The following is an 18691-nucleotide window of genomic DNA, read 5'->3' on the forward strand; positions in this document are numbered from 1 at the left end:
GATCCGCTCACCCGAAGTCCGAGATGAGGGCCAGCGTCTTCGGGTCGCCTGCCAGGTGGGTGATGAACCGCCGGTCCAGGAATCGGTTGCCGCGCTCGCACGTCGTCTCGGACACGAACAAGCAGGAGTGGCAGGCGGCACCGTGCAGGAAGTCCTCCGGCGCCTTGGGAAGACGCTCGCCGCACAGCGGGTCCGAGGAGCACCGCCCCGCCTTGTACAGCGCCGTCCGTACGATCCTGGCCATCCGGTTCTCCCCGGTACTCGGGTCCTGATCGGCGAGGGAGACCAGCCCGCCGAGCGTGCCCTCCGAGTCCGGGACGGCCGTGTAGATGAGGATGCCGGTCCGCCGTTCCTCGGCGTCGCCGCTGTAGATCCGCTCGGCCAGGCTCGCCGAGTTGTAGCCGCACTCCATCGCGATGGTGCGGATGAGCAGGTGGGAGAGCGTGTGCAGGGCGATGTAGCGACTGCCTGGCCAGCCTTGCATCAGGTCGGAGCCATCCTGGATACGTTCCGACCTGCGGTGCTCACGGAACCGGCCGAAAGCCGCGGCGTGTGCGGCGAGAGCGTCGCTCGACGCGACCCGCTGCTCCCACTGCTCGATCAGGTGATCGTCCACCCTCAGAAACAGCCCCTCGCCACGCACCTCACTGGCTGGCACCCAGTCGCGTTCGCGCCGCCCCAGGTCGACGCGGGTGACCAGGCCGGGGTCCTCGGGATCGGGGGCGTCCAGCCGGGTGAAGCCGATGAGGGCCCGCACCTCGCGTAGCCGCTCCACCTGCCGCACCTGGGAGAAGACGGTGGACAGCGGCCCACTGAGCGAGGCGTCCACGAGCGCGAAGTCCTCGGTCGGATCGGCGGTCTTCGCCGCGGACAACACCTGCCACTCGGGGGTCAGCAGGTCCGGAGGGCCCGGCGGCTGCTCGGTCTCGGCCGCATCACCCGACAGGGCCGAGCGGTAGGCGGAGATGGCCTGCCAGACCTGTTCGGGCTCGTAATCGCGAAGGTAGCGGTGGTGCTTCGACTTCTTGGCGAACATGGCGATCTCCGCCTCGTCCTCGAAGTCCTCTAGATCCGGCCAGCGTTCCTCGACGAGCTTGCGCAGCGAGTCGGTCCCGGTGTCAGGCAGTGCCAGTGCGCTGAGCGTCACGGGGAACCACTGGTTAGACGCGCCCACGACCAGCAGATACGGCGTCTCGTCACAGGTGTCGTAGACGCCGTCGAACTGAGGGTGCCGGCCACGGCAGCGGGGCAGGTTCTCGCGGCCCTTGTCGCCCATCGCGTCCCGGATGTTGCGTTTGGCCTTCTTGCACACGAGGCATTCGAGGGAGACGTTGGCCGCGAGGTTGCCGCCGTTGTCGCGCATCCGCAGCGTCGGGTACGTCGTGTCGGGGCAGGCACGCCCCTCGTGCACGAACTCCGTGTAGGGGAACTCGTCGAGGTGGCCCTTGGTGCAGGCGAGCGCGAAGCGGGCGGCCACGGCGAGGGGCTTGCGGCCCTTCTTCTTCCGGTAGCAGTTCTCGTGGTAGAACCGCGCCTCGTCAGGGCGGCGGGCGTTGTTGTTCTCGAACCCCCACTTGCCCGAGCCCAGGGAGGCCAGCTCATTGCACGCCGTGCAGCGCAGCCACTGCGGAAAGGGGGTTACGGGCACACCGATCCGTGCCGCGTTCCCCTTCGGGTCGGTGTCCGTGCCGGGGATCCACGGGGCGGCGCGCAGTTCGCCCACCTGGTTCGGGCCGTAGCGTCGCAGGGCCCGGTTGACGGCCCCGCGGAGCCGGGGCTCCTCGATTACCGGATCGGGCACACCGGCGTAACTCCAGTGGTCGAGGCCCTTGACCATGACGGAGAAGTTGGGCAGGTCGACGAGGGCGCCGACGCCGCCGGTGAACATGAGGTGGCTCGGCCGTACCGCCCCCACCCGCCTGAAGTATCCGCCGCCGCTCATGACCGCCGCCCCCTGGCCGTGCCGTTGTCGTCGCCGTTCCCGTCCGCGTCCGGCGCCTCGCCGAGTTCGTCGCCGCTCGCCGTATCCGGGCCGTCGCCGTTCTCCTCGGGGGGGCCGAACTCCCAAGCAGTGCCGGCCGGGGCCGACAGCACGGTGTCGGCGGACAACAGCATGTTGATCTCATTCTCCGTTTCGCGCATCGACTGCGGGACGGTGAGCACGTCCCATCCGCTGCCGTCCGCGTTGCGCAGCAGGCCCAGCACCGTCTGCTTCTGCCGGGTCTGGCCCCGGTAGCCGAGCCGGCCCTGCTCACCCTTCTTGGCCGTCCAGGCGTCACGCAGGGCGTCGATGCGCTCGGCGAGGTAGCCGCGCGCCCGGTCCCCGTCCACGGCCTCCGCGCGCTCCAGCAGTCGTCGCTCGACGTCCCGCACACGCGGATCGTCGAGGTCCACGCCCCCCGCATCCACGTTGTCGGAGAACTCGTCGCACGCCTGCCGCACGGCGGAGACATACGTGGCGGTGGTGCCCCGGTCGAGCGCCCGGCGCGTGAACGGAGTCACCGACAGCGCCTCGACCTGCCGGTAGAACGTCGCGTGGTAGTGCTCGAAGTCCTCGAAGTGGGCTAGGTCGCGGGGCCGCGCCCAGTTGTAGAGCGTGATCACGATGCCGGGCCGCTTGGCCTGACGTCCGACACGGGAGGACGCCTGAATGTACTCGGCGGTGTTCTTCGGCTGCCCGGTAACGACCATCAGGCCGAAGCGGGAGACGTCGACACCCACCTGCAGCATCGACGTGGCCAGCACGTGGTCGACCGGCCTGCGGTGCAGCGGGGCGGGCAGTACTCGCGGCTCACGGGCCCTCCCCGCATCCCGGAGCTCGTCGACAATCGCCTTCTTGCGCACCGACGTGTCGTGCTCCGGGTTGAACCCGATCTCCAGCCGCTTGAGGGTGGCGCTGATCTCCGCCGACGAGATACGGGAGGTCAGCTCCTGGAGGTTGAGCATGTCGGTGTCGCGCAGCAGCCGGTTGGCGATGCCCCGGCGGCGTCCGTTGGCCCGCAGCCGGCTCGGCACGTCGTCGTCCAGGACCCGCCGCATACCGGCGAGTTCCTTGGTCGCGTTGAAGTACCCGACCACCGTCATGTACGGATCGGCGGGAGCGCCGTAGAGGTCGAACATGTGCTGCCCGGCGAGCAGGAGGATCTCTGCGACACGGATCTCGGCAGCCTTCATACGCACCCCGTGCGCGCAGACGCCGTAGTAACGCCGCCCAGGGTTGTCACGGGTGACGTCGACCTGTTGGGAAAAGAAGGTGTCGCCGACGTCGACCACCTGCGGCGGGAAGATCGCCAGGTCCCGGGCGAACACGCCCAGCACCTGCGCACGGGCGTTGCGAGTGGTGGCTGTCGACGCGACGATCTTCGGCCCGGTGTCCCGGAGCTGCCCGTGTGCATCCTTCGCCCGCCAGGTGCACAACTGGTCAACAGCTGACTCGAACAGCCCCACTGTGGTGCCCAACGCCCCGGAGATCAGGTGCAGCTCGTCCTGGATGATGAGATCCGGAGGCCGCAGCCGCCGCGGCATAGGCCGGCTGGTCACGGCCTTGTGCCAGTCCTTGGCGTTATGCCGGGACCCGCATCCGATCTCCTCGTCGAGGTCGTCGTGGCGGTAGCCATGCCGATCGCAGTAGGCACTCACGCGCCCGAACAACATTCCCGCATAACCGCGCCACGGCAGCTGGGCGAGCTTGTCCACGGTCGCGATCAGCAGGCTCGGCACCAGCCGGTAGATCTCCTCGTCGACCGTGAGGATCGGCAGCCCCTCGCCCCGCGCTCGCATCCGGGAGAACGGACACGGCTCCGCGTCCTCGCCGCGCGGGCAGTACACGATGACGCGCCGCCGTACATCATCAGGCGCCACGTCCCGCCACGCGCGCAGTTCCTCGCCGCACCACGGGCAGGACAGCACCTGGAGGACGTTCGCGTGCCGTCCCGAGGCGGACTCGTTGGCCTCGGCGATCTGCTGCGCAGCGTCCCCATACCAGTTCGGCGAGACACCGGCACCGACCCACAGCCCGATACGGAACGGCCTGCTGCCCCAGACCTCCTCGTCCTCCCTGCGGAGCACCTCCGTCGCACACACCAGGGCGGAGGCCCGTTGGAACTGCTGGGCCGTCAGCAACCGCAGCGTGTAACGCATCAGTACAGCGACGCCGTCCCGCCCCTCACGGGCGTCCTCCCCCTCCCCGACGGCCTTCTGGAGCCGCCGGATAGCGAACGTGTAGGCCGTGAGACCGAGATACGCCTCCGTCTTGCCGCCACCGGTCGGGAAGAACAGGAGGTCAACCGTGGCAGTGCTGTCCGCCCTGCGCTCCTTGTGCACGGGGTCGGTCAGGGAGCACAGGTTGAGGAGCACGAACGCCAGCTGGAAGGGGTACCAGCTTGCGGCCACCGCGCCGCGTCCGTCGACCTCGGCGTAGGCCGCCGCGTATGTGGGCGGCTTTTCACCGCCCTCGGCCCGCAGCGCGGCCGTCGCCGTGGCCCGACGCTGCATGGCCATGGCCCGGTTGGCGAAACGGAACGCCCGTAGCGCGTCGCGGTCGGTGTGCAGCAGCTCGATGCCGAGGGCGATCCGGCCGCACGCATCGCGGGCCTCGTCGACCGCCCGCAGCGCGGTGGTCCGCAGTTCGCCCGACAGCGACTCCGCCTTGGCGGCCTGCTGTTGCAACCAGCCGTCGTAGCCGTCGGCCAACGGCTGCAGGGCCTTCAGCAGTTCGTCGCGCCGCTCCCAGACGGCCAGTTCGGCGAGCTCGTCCATGCTCACCTCAAGACCGGCGAGCAGCGGTTGCCGAGCCGAATTCGGCGCGACCGTGGCCGGCACGTCTTTCACCGGCAGCCAGGTCGTCTCCAACCTGACCGCGCGCCGCCCCTTCGGCAGGACACTCGCGTGCACGGCGACGTTCCGTCCATGCGCGTGCTTCAACTCCTGCCGGTACAGCAGCCGCAGATGCTGTTCCTCGGGGTTCTCCAGGATGTGGCCGGGCTCGTCGTCGGACAACGGGTCGTCGATCGGCAGGAAGACGCTTGACTGCCCGTCGAAGGAGGTAACTTCCAACTTCGTCTGGAACAGCCACTGCCCGTCCCGCAGTTCACGGGACTCCTCCAGCGCGTTGATCAGCGACACGTCGACGAAGCGCAGGTTGTTCGCGCCGTCGACCGTGCCGGGGCGCTCCCGCACGTGCACGTCGAGCCGGATGCAGGGGAGGTCCGGGCCGGTGTCGTCGACGCCCTCCAGAACCTTGCGGACGGTGCCCGGCGAGTCGACATGAATGTCCACCGCGTACCGGATGGGCTCGCGCGACCACGCCCGCACAGCCCGGCCGTCGTCGGTCTTACTGTCGCTCTGCCTGTATCGGCCCCAGGACGCGACAACGCTGAGAATGCCCACATCGGCCGGCACCAGGAAGCTCAGCCCCATGGACGACGCCCACAGCCGTCCGGCGGCCTGTGGGGTGAGTCGCTCTGCGAGCTCAGGGTCCCGCCCGTCCCCCTGAGCGCTGACCTCGGTCTCCGCCTGGCCCGCCGCGACGTTCACGGGCGCGTCGGTCGGTGCGGGCCGGGGCCCAAGTAGCCCAACGAGGTAGCGGTCACGGGGCCCCGCACTGTGCGGCGCCAGCGCCTCGGTCTCGTCCGCCCACGGTCCCAGTAGATCCCGTGAGATCAGATCACCGAGCTCCTCCCGGACGTCGTACGACGTCCCTGACCGGAAGGTCTGCGGGACCTCGTCCACGGGGTGGGGAACGCCCGGCTCTGGAACGGGGGCGTTCTGTGGTGACGACGGCATGCGCGTATCCCTCCCTGGGTGCGGACCGGCACCCGCGAATAACGATAGGGGGACCCACTGACATTGGTGGGGTCACGGTGAGCCGCACAGGGCCGTGCCGGTTCGGCAACGACCCAAAGCCGCCGCGAGGGCCCAGCTGGCTTCGTGGACCCGCCGAGCTACCGCAAGCCCCGCGGTGGGACACCACTTCAGCCTCGGGCTTCATGGCGGCACGACAGGCATTGGTGCGAGCTTGTTCTCCGCCCCTTCGGCCGTGATGCGCCCGGGTCAGCTCCTGGAAGATCAAGCACAACCACGTGAACACGGTCGTCCGCGACGGCCGCGTACCCAGCTGTGGTCGCTGGAGACGCGTGACGCATCAGGCGTTGCGTCATGAGAAGGTCTCTGCCGGAAGAGCGGTAGACCATCGTTCCGTATCGGTGTCTCAGCTGGTGGTAGCGCATTCGGATGCCGATCTTTGCAGCGATCCCGGCGACAGTTCGGGAGACGGATTCGGCACGCGTTCCTTCCCAGAATCTGCCACTTCCCGTCAGGTCGAGTGCCTTCATGACGACCGGTGGCACAGGGATGGTGTCCGTGCGTCCACCCTTGCCTGTCACGCGGAGTATCGCTGTGCCGTCATCGAGAGTTGATAGGTCTTCCCTGGCAAGTTTGGCCGTTTCGTGCGCGCGGAGGCCGCAGAAGGCCCCTAGCAGGACCCAGGTCTTGTGCGCTCCACGTGTGCCTGCGGTAAGCCGCTTGAGTTCATCTTCTGGGAGCGGATGAGGTGTTGACCGGGGTGCTGCGGGCTTGCGTATGCCCTCTATGAGGTCCACTCCCAGCCACTTTCCAAACGCCTGGAGATGGTTTAGGTAGGTTCTGCGCGACCATGGGCGTAAAGGGCGTACGGCGAAGTACGCGATGACGTGATCGACCTTGAGCTGGCCTGCGGTTACGCCGGCAGAGCGGGCTATGGCCTTGATGCAACGTACTCGGGCTCCGATGGTGTTGGTCGAGTAGCCGTCCGCCCGCTGAGCCTCAGTGAACTTGTCGAGTGTCATAGGGAACGTCATGTGCCTGGTTGTGGAGCGCTTACCGTGACGCGATGAGTTTGGCGAGATCCGCCCCTAAATCGTCCTGACCTGCGCTCTTGGCAACCGGCGATCGTCTGGTAGCGAACAAGGGCCAGTCGTTCCAGGGGTCCAACGTGCTGGGGAAGGGCTTCATCGTCACCCCTGAACAGGCCCACGACCTCATCCAACGCGACCCTCGCAACAAGGACGTCCTCTTCCCCTACCTCAACGGCGAGGACCTCAACTCCCGCCCAGACTGCTCAGCCAGCCGCTGGGTGATCAACTTCCATGACTGGAGCGAGGAACGGGCCCGGGGATACCCCGAAGTATTCGCCATCGTCGAAAGAGACGTGAAACCCGAACGGCTCAAGAACACCAACCGTCAACGTCGCGAGATCTGGTGGCGGTTCACCCGTCCTGCAATGGATCTTTACCGTGCCATCTCTAACTTGGACCGTGTTCTGGTGGTAGCGCTTGTCAGTCGAACCGTCATGCCAGCTCGTGTACCCAGCCGCCAAGTCCTCTCTCATAAATTGGGAGTCTTCGCTACGGCCGAGGATAGCGACCTCGCCCTACTTTCGAGTTCATTCCACTCGATTTGGGCATGGCGCAATTCATCAACAATGAAGGCGGATCTCAATTACTCTCCGTCCGATGTTTACGAGACATTCCCTCGATCTGTCACCACTGTCGAAGTCCGAAGCAATGGGGGAATTCTCGACAGGTTGAGATTTGATGTGATGATTGACAGAAGTATAGGACTCACAAAGCTATACAACATGGTCCATGACCCTGCAGCGAAGGATAGTGACATCGAGTCTCTGCGCGAGAGTCACCGGAAGATCGATCAGTCTGTACTCGAGTCCTACAATTGGCAAGATATCGACCTCGCTCACGATTTCTATCCAAATCGACAGGGTACGCGATTCACGGTCGCACCATCGGCTCAGATTGAAATCCTAGACAGGCTTCTTGAGCTTAATCATGCTCAGCATGAAAATAACTCACCACAAAATTCCCCTCACGCAATGGATCGGCATGCCATTGCGGCCGGATCGGCAGTTCATGGTCAGGAACATCTAACTCCGGTGCGCGACGGGGATACCCTGTTCTGACATACTTCTCAGAACAGGGTATCCCCGTGGAGTGCGACGACTCCTTCGCTGTCGCGCATCAGTGATTGCTCCAGTCGTTCACGGCTTGCCGCATCTGTTTCTCGATTGAATCGCGTGTGGTTGAGCTCAAGGAGTCTGTCCAGGATCTCATTTTGCGCAACTGGAGCGACAGTGAAGCGGACCCCATTGCGGGTTTCGTGGAATCCATGACCGAGGTCAAGGTCGCCCCATTCGTAAGCTTCAACAACCGCCTCATCGACAGCTTTATGGCACTCACGGAGCTTATTTATGTCACTAGCAGAAACCTGTGGATCATTGACCAGGTTATAAAGTTTCGTGAGGCCGCATTCTCGGTTCCGCATGATTACAGTGCGATTTTCACTCAGGTTCTTTCCGGGAGATTCCAAGAGAGGGAGATGTTGCGGCATGGGAAATGTTTCAAAGCAATCGGACGGAGTGTACTGAAGGTCAGATTTCAAAGTCGCCGAATATTTCCATGCCCATAGTACGTGAATACTTGAGTTCAGCAGGGCCATTACATCAACACGGTCACTAGCAAAGAGAACGATCTTCTCGTTCAATACCTGACCCGTGGGCACGATGGTCGCCATGGCCGTTCGGCTCACCCGTGCTACCACCAGGACACGATCGAGATCCGCAATCGCCCTGTAGAGCTCAGGACGGCTTCTTTCGTAGAGCCACCAGCGCTCTCGGGCATTCTTGCTGTGTGTAACGCGAAGGCGGATCGGTTTCACGTCTCTTTCGACGATGGCGAATACTTCGGGGTATCCCCGGGCCCGTTCCTCGCTCCAGTCATGGAAGTTGATCACCCAGCGGCTGGCTGAGCAGTCTGGGCGGGAGTTGAGGTCCTCGCCGTTGAGGTAGGGGAAGAGGACGTCCTTGTTGCGAGGGTCACGTTGGATGAGGTCGTGGGCCTGTTCAGGGGTGACGATGAAGCCCTTCCCCAGCACGTTGGACCCCTGGAACGACTGGCCCTTGTTCGCTACCAGACGGTACGGCCGCCCCGAAACCCGAGACCGCGGATCAAGCGACGAAGTGATACCCCGGACCGCGACGCCGTCCAGCACCCGAGTGGCTTCCGCACCCAAACCCGGCTTGGTGGTCCACACAGCGCAGTACTCCAGCGCCGCAGACCGCGAAGGCCAGCGAGCGCTCTTTACTGCTCGGCGTACCTCGATGCCGTCGTCGAGTAGCTGGTCAAGGCCGACCTCCCTAGTGTCGCCCTGGGCAAGGGTGTTGGTAGCGATCAGGCCCGTCTGGCCGCGCTCGCTGAGCAACTGGTGGGCCCGGAGCTCGAAGTATGCGACGAGGTCCGCGCTACCTCGCTGCCCTCGCCCCAGCCCAAGCACGAGGTACTCGCGGTATGCCTGCCCGAGCGCCCCCGTCAGTTTCTGGCCGCCGAGGAAAGGAGGGTTGCCGATGATGGCATCGAAGCCGCTCTGGTCCGGCTCGAAGACCTCGGGGAAGACGAGAGGCCAGTGCACGGGGAGGCGAACGAAGCCGTCTGTGGGGAGATCCTTGCTCAGCCAGTCCAGAGCTCGCCTCCGCGCGTCGTGAATCACGGGGTCGGAGTCCCGGACCGACTCCGAGGCGACCATGCCGGCCAGCTCCGCAGCCTGGATGTAGGTAGCACTCTGCAATGAGTCCCCGCCACCCGCTGAGGCGAGACCAGCCCCCGTCGTGAGGTCGCCGATCAGCCGCAGGCGTTGCAGGTGTTCGTTGGTGGCCGCGAGCAGGCGCCGCTTCTCATCCAGGTCGGCAATGGTGTCGCTCTGGATTCCGGCGATGGCCTGCCGGTTGTCTGCCGCGCCGTGGACGCGAGCACGCGCACGCTCGGTCCACCCCTCCTCGAAGGCTCCCCGGTGGAGTTTGCGGCCCGCCTTCGGATCGAGATGAACGCTCTCGATCTGCTCCAGGTTGGCGATACCCAACAGCGAGTCCCCCGCCACCAACCGGTCGTCCAGAAACGTGAACGGTCGTCCCGGGTCCATGGAGATCAGCCACAGCGACAGCTTGGCCATCTCCACCGCCATGGGATTGATGTCCACCCCGTACAGGCAGTGTTCGATGATCAGGCGCCGGGCGCGGACCATTACCGGGTCGCTCTCCGCGTCCGCCGCCGTCATCGCGCCCGCTTGGTCGCGGTGGCTTCCACGGAACGCTAGGGCCTCCTCGTCCTCTGCCTCGACCCAGGCGTCGACCAGACGGTCCGCAAGGTACCGGCAGGCGGCCACCAGGAAGGCGGCCGAACCCATCGCGATGTCGGCGACCTTGAGCTTCAGGATGTCGTCCGCGCCGATGAGCTTCCACTGCTTGTCGTCCGCCGTCTGGAGCGGGCCCGGACGGTAGACGAGTGGCTCCAGTGCTCCCACTGCGACCTGCTGGGCCAGGACACGCGGCGTGTAGTGGGTGCCGGTGTTCTTGCGGAGGCGGGACTCTGTGACGTACAAGCCGTCTTCCGGGATCACCACCGGCAGACCGCGAAGGTCGTCGCGGAGGAGGCCGTGGAAGGGGAGGATTCGCTCGGCCAGGTCGCGGTCGTTCTCAGTGACCGCGAGCAGGCGGTGGGTCGCCTTGCCCCGCACCTGGTCGTCTCCAGGGGCGAGCAGCTTCTCCATCTTCGACGCCGCAGCTGGCGGCCTGGGGTCCTTCAAGTGCTCGTACAGTTTCTTCGACAGGCCAGGGAGATCGGGCTTCTGACCGGAGACGGCGCGTGCGCCCACTCCGAACGGGGCAGCCAGTTCCTCCAGTTCGGTCAGGCTCACCTCGTGTTCCAACCCGGGCTTGCCGATGAGCCCGAGCACGGTGTCCTGGGCGCGCTTGCCGTCGTACGAGAGGAGGCCCTCGTAGACGTAGCCGATCTGCTCGACGTCGAGGGCGCGGAAGGTCAGCCGGCGCCGCTCCCTGTTGACGACGACGAACTGCACCGAGTCGAGGACGTGTAGGACGGTGCGGTCGTCGATCGGGAGGAGGGAGGTGTGGCCGTCAGCGGCCCGCGTGGCGTCGTCGCCCGTGGCGTCCGCGCCCTCCGGGACTGCCTCCAACCAGGGGAAGCGCTTCGGGTCGAAGATCGAGCCGTCATACGCGGGCAATGTGAGCAGCGGGTGGTCCACTCCGCCGTGGACGGCGTGGAAGAGGGCGATCAGCCGGTGCCAGGCGGCGGTGGTGTGGTCCAGGGAGTCCTCGCCGTCCGCGCGGCGGCGTTTGTCCAGCGTCTCGTACAGCCGGCCAGCCGAGTACGCGTCCGCATAAAGCTCGTTGTCCGCGGGCAGCAGGCCCCGTTCCTCGGCGAAGAGGAGGAAAACGACGCGCATCATGACCGCAACGGCGCCCCGGTAGACCTCGCTCGCCGGTACGCCTGACAATCCCTTGCCGCCGCGTTTGACCATCCGGGCCTCGGCGCGGCCGATGGAGTCCACCAGGAGTTCGACGGCTTGACGGACCTGGATGCCGAGCGCCTCGGTGACGTCTTCCTGACCGTCCAGGCTCTCGCGCAGCAGCGCAGGGAGCAGTTCGTCCACCGGGCGTCCGAAGAACCGACCGCGGCGGAGGAGGGACACCCAGGCGCGGACCGCCACCAGGTCGGCCGCCTCATTCCAGGCGATGGTGTCGAAGGTGGCGCTCGTCGTGACGCCGCCGGGGGGTGCCCAGACCAGGGACCACCAACGGCCGTCGGTGACCAGGCCCAGCTCGACGCCATGGTGGCGCAGGACGTGGGCGAGCCGGTCGACTCCGCTCGCCGCCCAGGAGTCGTCCTTGATACGGCGGGTCGGCACGGTGTCGGGCGGGAGGACCAGGCCGAGGATCGGTACATGCTGGGCGGTGCCAGCAGTATCCGGTTCGGCGGTGGGGTCGGTTCCGGGACGGACGAGGGCGAAGTCGGGGCGGACGGTGGTGTCGGACCCGGGCGGGCTGACGGCGAACCGGTCCAGCAGCGTGTCGTCCTCGGCCAGGCTTTCGCCGTTGTCGCCGAACTGTCCGGCGCCCTCGCGCAGATGCAGGGCGTCGTCCCATTCCAGCAGGGCGCGCAGCTGGAAGTCGATCCAGTTGAGGCGGCCGGCGCCCTTGCGGTCGTCCTGCCAGATGCCGTGGTGGAGGCGGATGTCGGCGCGGCGCCCGCTGGGCACGCCTTCCAGCTGTGGCCAGCTGCGCAGCAGGACCGGCAGGGTGAGGAACGGGCCGGACACCTCGACGAGGTTCAGCCAGTCCAGGTGCTGCTGCTTGCCGTCGGACGCCTTCGCGGCACGGATTGCGGCGGCGGAGGGGCGGCGGCTTCCGGAGCGCGGCGCGGAGCTCATCAGTATGCCTCCTTGGCGGGGATGACGAAGACGACGGCGACGGGGAAGAGATGGTCCTGCGGCTCGCGGTAGCGGGCGGCGATCGCGGCGAGTTCGCGCTCGCGCTCGTCCTCCACGCCGTCGAGCCGGGCCCGCCAGCGCTTGCGGTCGTCGGCGAGCTGGCGGCGTTCGTCGGGATCCTTCAGCTCGTCCAGGCCGAAGAGCGTGTCCATCCCGCCCGTCGGGGAGGCCGCCGTAGCGGAGGAGGTCTCGCCGAGCCGGTTCCGCAGAGTGCGCTGGAGACGGTCGAGGGTGGCGTTGATGCGCTGCTCCTCATCGGCCTGGCGCTCGGCCAGCCGGTCCATCAGGGACACCTTGCGTTCCTTGCCGCGCGCGTCGACGGACTGGGTGAGGCCCTCGTACGTCTTCGGCCAGCTCTGCTGGAGCCGGTGGAGCAGGCGCTCCTTGGCGGGGCGGCCCTCGGTGAGCGCGCGGTCCAGGATCGAGGCGACCGCCTCCACTCCGCGCAGCCGACGCTGCCAGCCGTTGTCGCCGAGCCAGCCACCCGCGTGCAGGATCTCCTCATGGAGGCGCTGCCCGTCCGTGCCGACCAGCACGAAGCGGGCGTACGCGCCGACGAACGTGGTCTCCAGGGCGGGGTCGTCGCTGACGACGGCCGTGATCCGGCGCAGGTCGACGTTGTCCGCGTTCCAGACGGCCGCGCGCAGCAGCCGCGTCGACATGGCTACCAGCGGATGGTTCAGATGGGCCAGCACGATGTCGGGGCGCCCCGAAGCTGCTCGCGCATCGAATGTGACCGGGCGAAGGACGTCGGGGCGGAGCTTGTCGGGCAGGCCGCGGGTGGCGCGCTCCCACGAGCCGGTCAGCGGTGGCACGGTGTACAGGCCCTGCCGGAAGTCGTCCTCGGACGGCGCGTTCTCGTCGAGGCACGGTACGAGGGGCTGCTGGCGGGCCAGGTTCAGCGCAGTATTCACCACGCGGGCGACCCGATCCGGGGTGATGCCGAGTTCCACGGTCGTCTGCTTCAGCTGGGTGCTGAGCCGCCGCACCTGGTCGGTGACGTTCTGTTCGGCGTCCACCTTGCCGCCTGTGGGACGACCCTTGATCTTCTTCGCTCGGGCGTGCTCGATGTCGAAGTCGCTGAGCTGGCCCGTCATCCGCAGCTGTACCTTCTCAGCGAGTACGGCGTTGACCTCGCCGAGGTCCTCCTCCATCTGCGCGACCTTCCGCGCGATGCGGGCGAGGAACTCCAGGTCGGCCTCGTACACGTCCGTCCTGGCCTTGTCCCAGGCGGCGCCGACGAAGTGCATGATCTGCGGGTTGTATCGCTGGCCGTAGCGATCGATGCGGCCGATGCGCTGTTCGAGCTTGTTGGGGTTGAACGGGATGTCGTAGTTGATCAAATGTCGACAATGATCTTGGAGGTCAATTCCCTCGCTTGCGGCGTCAGTAGCGACGAGGATGCGTACCGTGCCCTCGGGGCTGGTGGGCTGTTCCTGGAAGGCGAGCCGGATCTGCTCACGCTCTTCGGCATTCTTCCCGCCGTGGAGGGTGAGGACGCGGCCCTCCTGGGCCAGGCCCTCCTGGGCCAGGCCCTCCTGCTGGAGCAGGTTCAACAGCCAGTCTTGGGTGTCGCGGTACTCGGTGAACACAACGACCCGCTCGTTCCCCCAGTTCCCGCCGGTGAGGCAGATGGCCTTGAGGGTCTTGACGAGCTCCTTGGCCTTGGCGTCAGGGGACGCCTGGTGGGCCTGGCCCCAGCGGGCCATCCGCTCCAGCAGCTCGGCCTCTTCCTCGGAAGATCCCGGGGTGACCGTGGCGGCGCGGGTGATCGCGTCGTGCTCGGCCTCGGCCAGCTCCTCGTCGTCGAGCTCGGCGGCGTAATCCTCGTACTGCGTGATCCACAGCGGGGTCTCGACCGGGGCCGGAACCTCCTTTTTTCCGCCTGACTTCGCCTTGGCGCGTACCGATTCGAGGTGGACACCGACGGTGTGCGCGAAGGCGGCGGGAGAGGAGAACAGCCGCTTCTTCAGCAGCAGGGTGACCAGGTCGACGGCCTTCCGGCCGCCGCGCCGGTCGGGGGTGACCCGCTTCTTGCGCAGTTCTGCGTAGCGAGTGAGGAGGGCGTGGATCTCGCGCTCGGTGTCGGGGTACTCGACAGGCAGCGCCTTCGACTCGCGGACGTGGAAGCGGGGGTTGCCTTCCTCGTCGGTCACGGAGGTCTTCAGACGTCGTACGACGGTGTCGTCGAGGGCGGCCTTGTCCGGCTCGCCGCCGCGGAAGAAGCGCTGGTTGTCGATCAGCTCCAGCAGAGCCGTGTACGACTCCTGGTAGCCGTTGTGCGGGGTGGCGGAGAGGAAGAGCCTGTGCTCGAAATGGGGGGCCAGGCGCCGGATCAGCTTGGTCTGCTGGGAGTCGACGGCGTAGATCTGCTTGGGCGCGCTCGGGGCGACATGGTGTGCCTCGTCCAGGATCAGCAGATCGAAGGTACGGCGCCCGGGGCGTCCCGGCAGCTCCGTCGACCCTCCCGGGGGTAGCACCTCGTCGATAAGCCGCTGCGCCTTGGGCGTGCGCAACCAGGGGAGGCTGACGATGGTCAAGGGGAACACTCGGAACGGGTTGGCGGCGCTGCTGTGCGTGCGGCGCAGTTCGGCGCAGCAGGCAGAGTCGACCACGGTGAAGTCGAGGCCGAACTTGTCGGCCATCTCGTCGCGCCACTTGAGGGTGAGCCCCGCTGGGCAGACAACCATGACGCGATGGGCCCGGCCGCGCAGCCGCAGCTCCTCGGCGACCAGTCCGGCCTCCACGGTCTTACCGAGGCCGACATCGTCGGCGAGCAGCAGATTGACGCGGGGGGCGCCGACGGCGCGAGCGACCGGTTCCAGCTGGTACGGCTCGATGGCCACCCCTGACCGGAAGGGGGCCTGGAGCGTCTTCACGTCAGCGGAAGCGACGGCGGACCAGCGGACGGCGTCGAGGAAGGCCGCGAGCTGCTCCGGCTGGTCGAACGCTCCGGTGGAGGCGTCGGGAAGGGAGCCGGCGGGGAGGACGCGGCGCCCCGGCTCGACCTCCCATATCACGGAGAGGGTGTCGCCGTAGCGGCCATCGGCAACAGACTGTAGATGCACCACAGTGACATCGCCGGCCGGGGCGGCTTCGACTCCGGACACCACCCAGTTCTGGCCGCGCACCTGGACGAGAGCATTCTCCTTCGGCGGCGCGACGATTGCGGAGGCTTCGGAAGTACGGGTGGTTCCGGGCATGCGGACATCCTCCACTATCACTATGGGCGAGACGGCGGTGCCTACCGGAGTGCCTCATACTGACGAGCGATTCGTGCGTTGACCTAGATCACATACTTTCTCTCCTGGTTGTGGACGGGGCGTCGGCGGGTCACTGCGGGAGGCGGAGCGCGCGGGTCAGTCTGCCCAGGCGGCTGACCAGACGCTCCACCTCGGCATGGGCGGGATGGTCGGGAGGCAGCGCGGTCCGTTGGTCGTCGGCGAGGTGGCGCAGAGCCTCCAGGGCTTCACCAGCCGAGCCTGAGCCCGCCAGGAGGGTGGCGATGTCCCGGCGGGTCTCCAACACCTCCGGATCCAGCAGGGGAAGCACCTCCTTCTGGAGATCGAGTGCCTCGCGAAGCTCCAGGAGGGCGGCGGAGTTGTGCCCGAGCCGGCCAAGGCAGCGGGCCGCCATCACCCGGCAAGCCGCGAGGTCCGCGTCCGGCGCGGAACGGGTCGACACGAGGGTTTCCGCGAGCTCCAGGCAGCCCTCGCGTGCCGCTTGCAGTTCCTGCCCTTCGAACTGCAACCGGAGGATGGCCAGTCGGCGGGAGACGACCTCCGGATGGGAGGAGTCGAAACGGGGCAGCACCTCGTTGAGATCCCTGCCCAGCAGCTCCAGTGCCTGTGACAACCGTCCCTCTGCCGCAAGACGTTGCGCGCGCTCGCGCAGGTCCGCCGACTCCGCGGGCGACCCGGCCCCGGAGGTGGACGGCGGTTGCGCTGGCTGAACGGAAGGTTGTGCAGTTGCGAGCGGGGCCGGGGCGTGCTCCGGAACGGATGCGTGCGCTTTGTCCGAAGGAGGATCGTTCGGAAGGTCGCTGCCATCGTGCGGCAGGCGCGCGGTGGCCTTGCCGGGCCTCGGCGTTCCGCCGCGGGCGGCCTTCGGCACCGCCTGCTCGGCCCAGGGCGCGAGGGTCTCCCGGACTTCGGCTGCGTCCGCCGGCCGGTCCTCCGGGCGCTTCGCAAGTAAGCGGGAGACCAGGTAGCACAGTTCGGCTGGTGCGTCGTCACGCAGCCGTTCCAGTGGTACTGGAGTATCGGCGATGTGCTGGACCACCAGGGCCAGTGGCTCGTCGGCCGTGAACGGCGGTCGTCCGCCCAGTATCTCGTACAGCACGCACCCCAGTGCGTACAGATCACTGAGGGGAGTGGCCGCCTGCCCCTTGCCTTGCTCTGGAGAGATGAAGCCCGGAGTACCGGCCACCATGCCGGCGTCGGTCAACCGTGGCCCGTCCGGTGGTTGCAGGGCGGTGGCGATACCGAAATCCAGGACGCGTACCGTGCCATCTGTCGTGAGCATCACGTTGCGGGGCGTCAGATCCCGGTGGACGAAGCCGCGTCCGTGAGCTTGAACCAGCACGGAGCACACCTGGGCGCCCACTGCGGCGGCCCACTCCACGGGAAAGGGTCCGCGCTGGGCCACCAACCGGTCCAGCGTGTGTCCGTACACGCGCTGCATGACCAGATAGAGCCGACTCGCTCGATGGGTGCCTGCATCATGGATGACCGGTACGTACGGATGCTCCAGCTTGGCCATCAGTCGCGCTTCTCTGGTGAAACGGACGACGGCGGGGTCCTGCGGATCGAGCCTGCGCGGCGTCTTGGAGACAGCCGTCCGTGGCGTCAGCAGTTTCACCGCCACAGACCGGTCCAGCCGCTGATCGTACGCCGCCCACACCTCGCCCATGCCACCTCTGCCGAGCAGCTCCGCCAGCTCGTAGCGGCCGTCGATCAGTTCGCCCCTCGTCAGGTGATGGTCCCTCATCGTCTTCCCCGCGCCCTTTTGTCGCCCCGGGTTGCCGGTGGTCGCGGAGAGGCCGAGCCATACGGGGCCTCCCCAAGGTGTGTACGCACCCGGTCCGTCCCGAACCGTCACGGTGGGTGCATGGTCGCTGACGATCCTAGGTCAGCACGAGAGGACCGGGGAGCGGACGAGTAAACCGAAAGTCTCGAAGCTACCGAATCCTTCACCAGCGCCCTGCCCCACGAGAGTTCCCTGCCCTCAGGAGCGGTATACGACTCACGGTGCTACGCCTCAAGGGGACGGGACAGAGTGCTGGGGACTTTCACAGACGCGCCGCACGCACGGGTTCGGGGCAGGTCGCGGGCTGGCGAGATTGGCCCTTGCGTCGTGTGCCCTGTTGTCCGTGCTCTCTACAGTGCGGCTCCTGACCACGTATCAAATCGGGAACCTCCGGCTGTCCGCTCCAGACGACACCAGTCGCCTGAAGGCCGCTTGCGATCCAGGTCCGGTCACAAGTCGTCATCCGGCACACGGGCAGTCGGCGCACGGGGTGGCCACGCCAGCATGGATTACACGGTCGTGCACGAGAACACGGTGCAGCGAGAGGTGAAGCCCATGGCCAAGCTCACGGAGGAGCAAAAGCGGCAACGAGCCGCCAAGCGTGCTCTGCGCTCAGCCCTCGAAGCCGAAGCGGATGACCGGCGGCGCCGTGAGCGGGATGAGCAGTGGGAGCGAGAAGGTACACGCCTCAGCTGGGCGGAGTACGTGGCCGGTGAGCCCTGCCGCGGTTGCGGGCTGCCCATGACGGATGAGCTGGGGAGCTGGCCACCCCTCATGAAGTTGTCCGAGGCGGAGAAGCGCGAATACGAGGAAGCCAACCAGAAGTTCCGCCAGCGGCACACCGACTGCCGGGCCGCCCGGTGGACCGTCAGCGGTTCTCGGGTAACGCACTGCTGTTTCTGTTGCCCGCCACCGCCGATGGGGCCGAAGCAGGTGGAGAAGCTCGCCAGGCTGTTCGCTTCCTGGCCCTCACGAGAGGAACGCAAGAAGGACCTCGATAGTTGGGATCTCACTCTCCGTTGCGACCACGTGGTGCCTTACATTCAGCATCGCGAGAACACCCGCGTCTCCGCCCGCGTCGTCGACTGCCCAGAGTGCGGAGAGCGTCGCGGCGTAGTGAGCAGTGAGCGGGTAGGGCCCGCATATCGCGATGATGGGACCATCCGTGAGCGGGCGGCAGCTGATCGAGAGCGGCTCGCCCAAGAACTGGCAGCCGCCGAGGCGAAGTTGACCCGTCAGCAGAAGAACGCGGCGTCAACCCAACGGCGCATCGCCGAGCTCCAGGAAGAGCTCGGCAGTGAGTCTTGATGAGACGAAACACAGGCGGCGATGC

General features: G+C 66.9%; 8 protein-coding genes. 2 read left to right on the top strand and 6 right to left on the bottom strand.

All coding sequences use genetic code 11. From position 1 onward, the window contains the following. Positions 1-7: 7 nt before the first annotated feature. From drmB to C6376_RS46345, 3 genes are all read right to left on the bottom strand, one after another. Positions 8-1942: a DUF1998 domain-containing protein gene (drmB, locus tag C6376_RS07905; RefSeq protein ID WP_107442757.1), complete on the bottom strand. Its 1935-nt coding sequence runs from the start codon at positions 1940-1942 to the stop codon at positions 8-10. Continuing rightward, positions 1939-5784, bottom strand: a complete 3846-nt coding sequence (gene drmA, locus C6376_RS07910; protein WP_107442758.1) for a DISARM system helicase DrmA — start codon at positions 5782-5784, stop codon at positions 1939-1941. Before drmA ends, drmB begins: the two co-directional genes overlap by 4 nt. Before the next feature lie 188 nt (positions 5785-5972). After that, positions 5973-6836: a tyrosine-type recombinase/integrase gene (locus C6376_RS46345; RefSeq protein WP_107442759.1), complete on the bottom strand. Its 864-nt coding sequence runs from the start codon at positions 6834-6836 to the stop codon at positions 5973-5975. Between the two features lie 77 nt (positions 6837-6913). Between C6376_RS46345 and C6376_RS43725 the strand changes: the two genes are divergently transcribed. Next, the gene (locus C6376_RS43725) at positions 6914-7951 is read left to right on the top strand and encodes a type IIL restriction-modification enzyme MmeI (RefSeq protein WP_159083167.1); all 1038 of its coding nucleotides are present in this window, start codon (positions 6914-6916) and stop codon (positions 7949-7951) included. An 8-nt stretch (positions 7952-7959) separates the two neighbouring features. On the opposite strand, the gene C6376_RS07920 is transcribed toward C6376_RS43725, so the two are convergent. The 3 genes from C6376_RS07920 to C6376_RS07930 all read right to left on the bottom strand — a co-directional run bounded on the left by C6376_RS07920 (position 7960) and on the right by C6376_RS07930 (position 17319). After that, positions 7960-12270 carry a DNA methyltransferase gene (locus C6376_RS07920; protein ID WP_107442760.1) on the bottom strand — a complete coding sequence of 1437 codons (4311 nt, stop codon included), beginning with the start codon at positions 12268-12270 and terminating at the stop codon, positions 7960-7962. After that, a complete protein-coding gene (gene drmD, locus C6376_RS07925) occupies positions 12270-15533 on the bottom strand; it encodes a DISARM system SNF2-like helicase DrmD (RefSeq protein ID WP_107442761.1) in 3264 nt (1087 codons plus the stop codon). Before drmD ends, C6376_RS07920 begins: the two co-directional genes overlap by 1 nt. A gap of 130 nt (positions 15534-15663) precedes the next feature. Then, complete coding sequence (locus C6376_RS07930; RefSeq protein ID WP_107442762.1) at positions 15664-17319, bottom strand: serine/threonine-protein kinase; 1656 nt, start codon at positions 17317-17319, stop codon at positions 15664-15666. A gap of 543 nt (positions 17320-17862) precedes the next feature. Here C6376_RS07930 and C6376_RS07935 point away from each other — a divergent pair. Further along, complete coding sequence (locus C6376_RS07935) at positions 17863-18666, top strand: hypothetical protein (protein ID WP_107442763.1); 804 nt, start codon at positions 17863-17865, stop codon at positions 18664-18666. The last annotated feature ends 25 nt before the right edge of the window (positions 18667-18691 follow it).

It is taken from the genome of Streptomyces sp. P3 (assembly GCF_003032475.1).
Lineage (GTDB): Bacteria > Actinomycetota > Actinomycetes > Streptomycetales > Streptomycetaceae > Streptomyces.

Excerpts from the sequence above, each read along its gene's own strand:
- drmB (WP_107442757.1), bottom strand. The coding sequence starts at position 1,942 with ATGAGCGGCGGCGGATACTTCAGGCGGGTGGGGGCGGTACGGCCGAGC.
- drmA (WP_107442758.1), bottom strand. The coding sequence starts at position 5,784 with ATGCCGTCGTCACCACAGAACGCCCCCGTTCCAGAGCCGGGCGTTCCC.
- C6376_RS46345 (WP_107442759.1), bottom strand. The coding sequence starts at position 6,836 with ATGACGTTCCCTATGACACTCGACAAGTTCACTGAGGCTCAGCGGGCG.
- C6376_RS07920 (WP_107442760.1), bottom strand. The coding sequence starts at position 12,270 with ATGAGCTCCGCGCCGCGCTCCGGAAGCCGCCGCCCCTCCGCCGCCGCA.
- drmD (WP_107442761.1), bottom strand. The coding sequence starts at position 15,533 with ATGCCCGGAACCACCCGTACTTCCGAAGCCTCCGCAATCGTCGCGCCG.
- C6376_RS07930 (WP_107442762.1), bottom strand. The coding sequence starts at position 17,319 with ATGAGGGACCATCACCTGACGAGGGGCGAACTGATCGACGGCCGCTAC.
- C6376_RS07935 (WP_107442763.1), top strand. The coding sequence starts at position 17,863 with ATGGATTACACGGTCGTGCACGAGAACACGGTGCAGCGAGAGGTGAAG.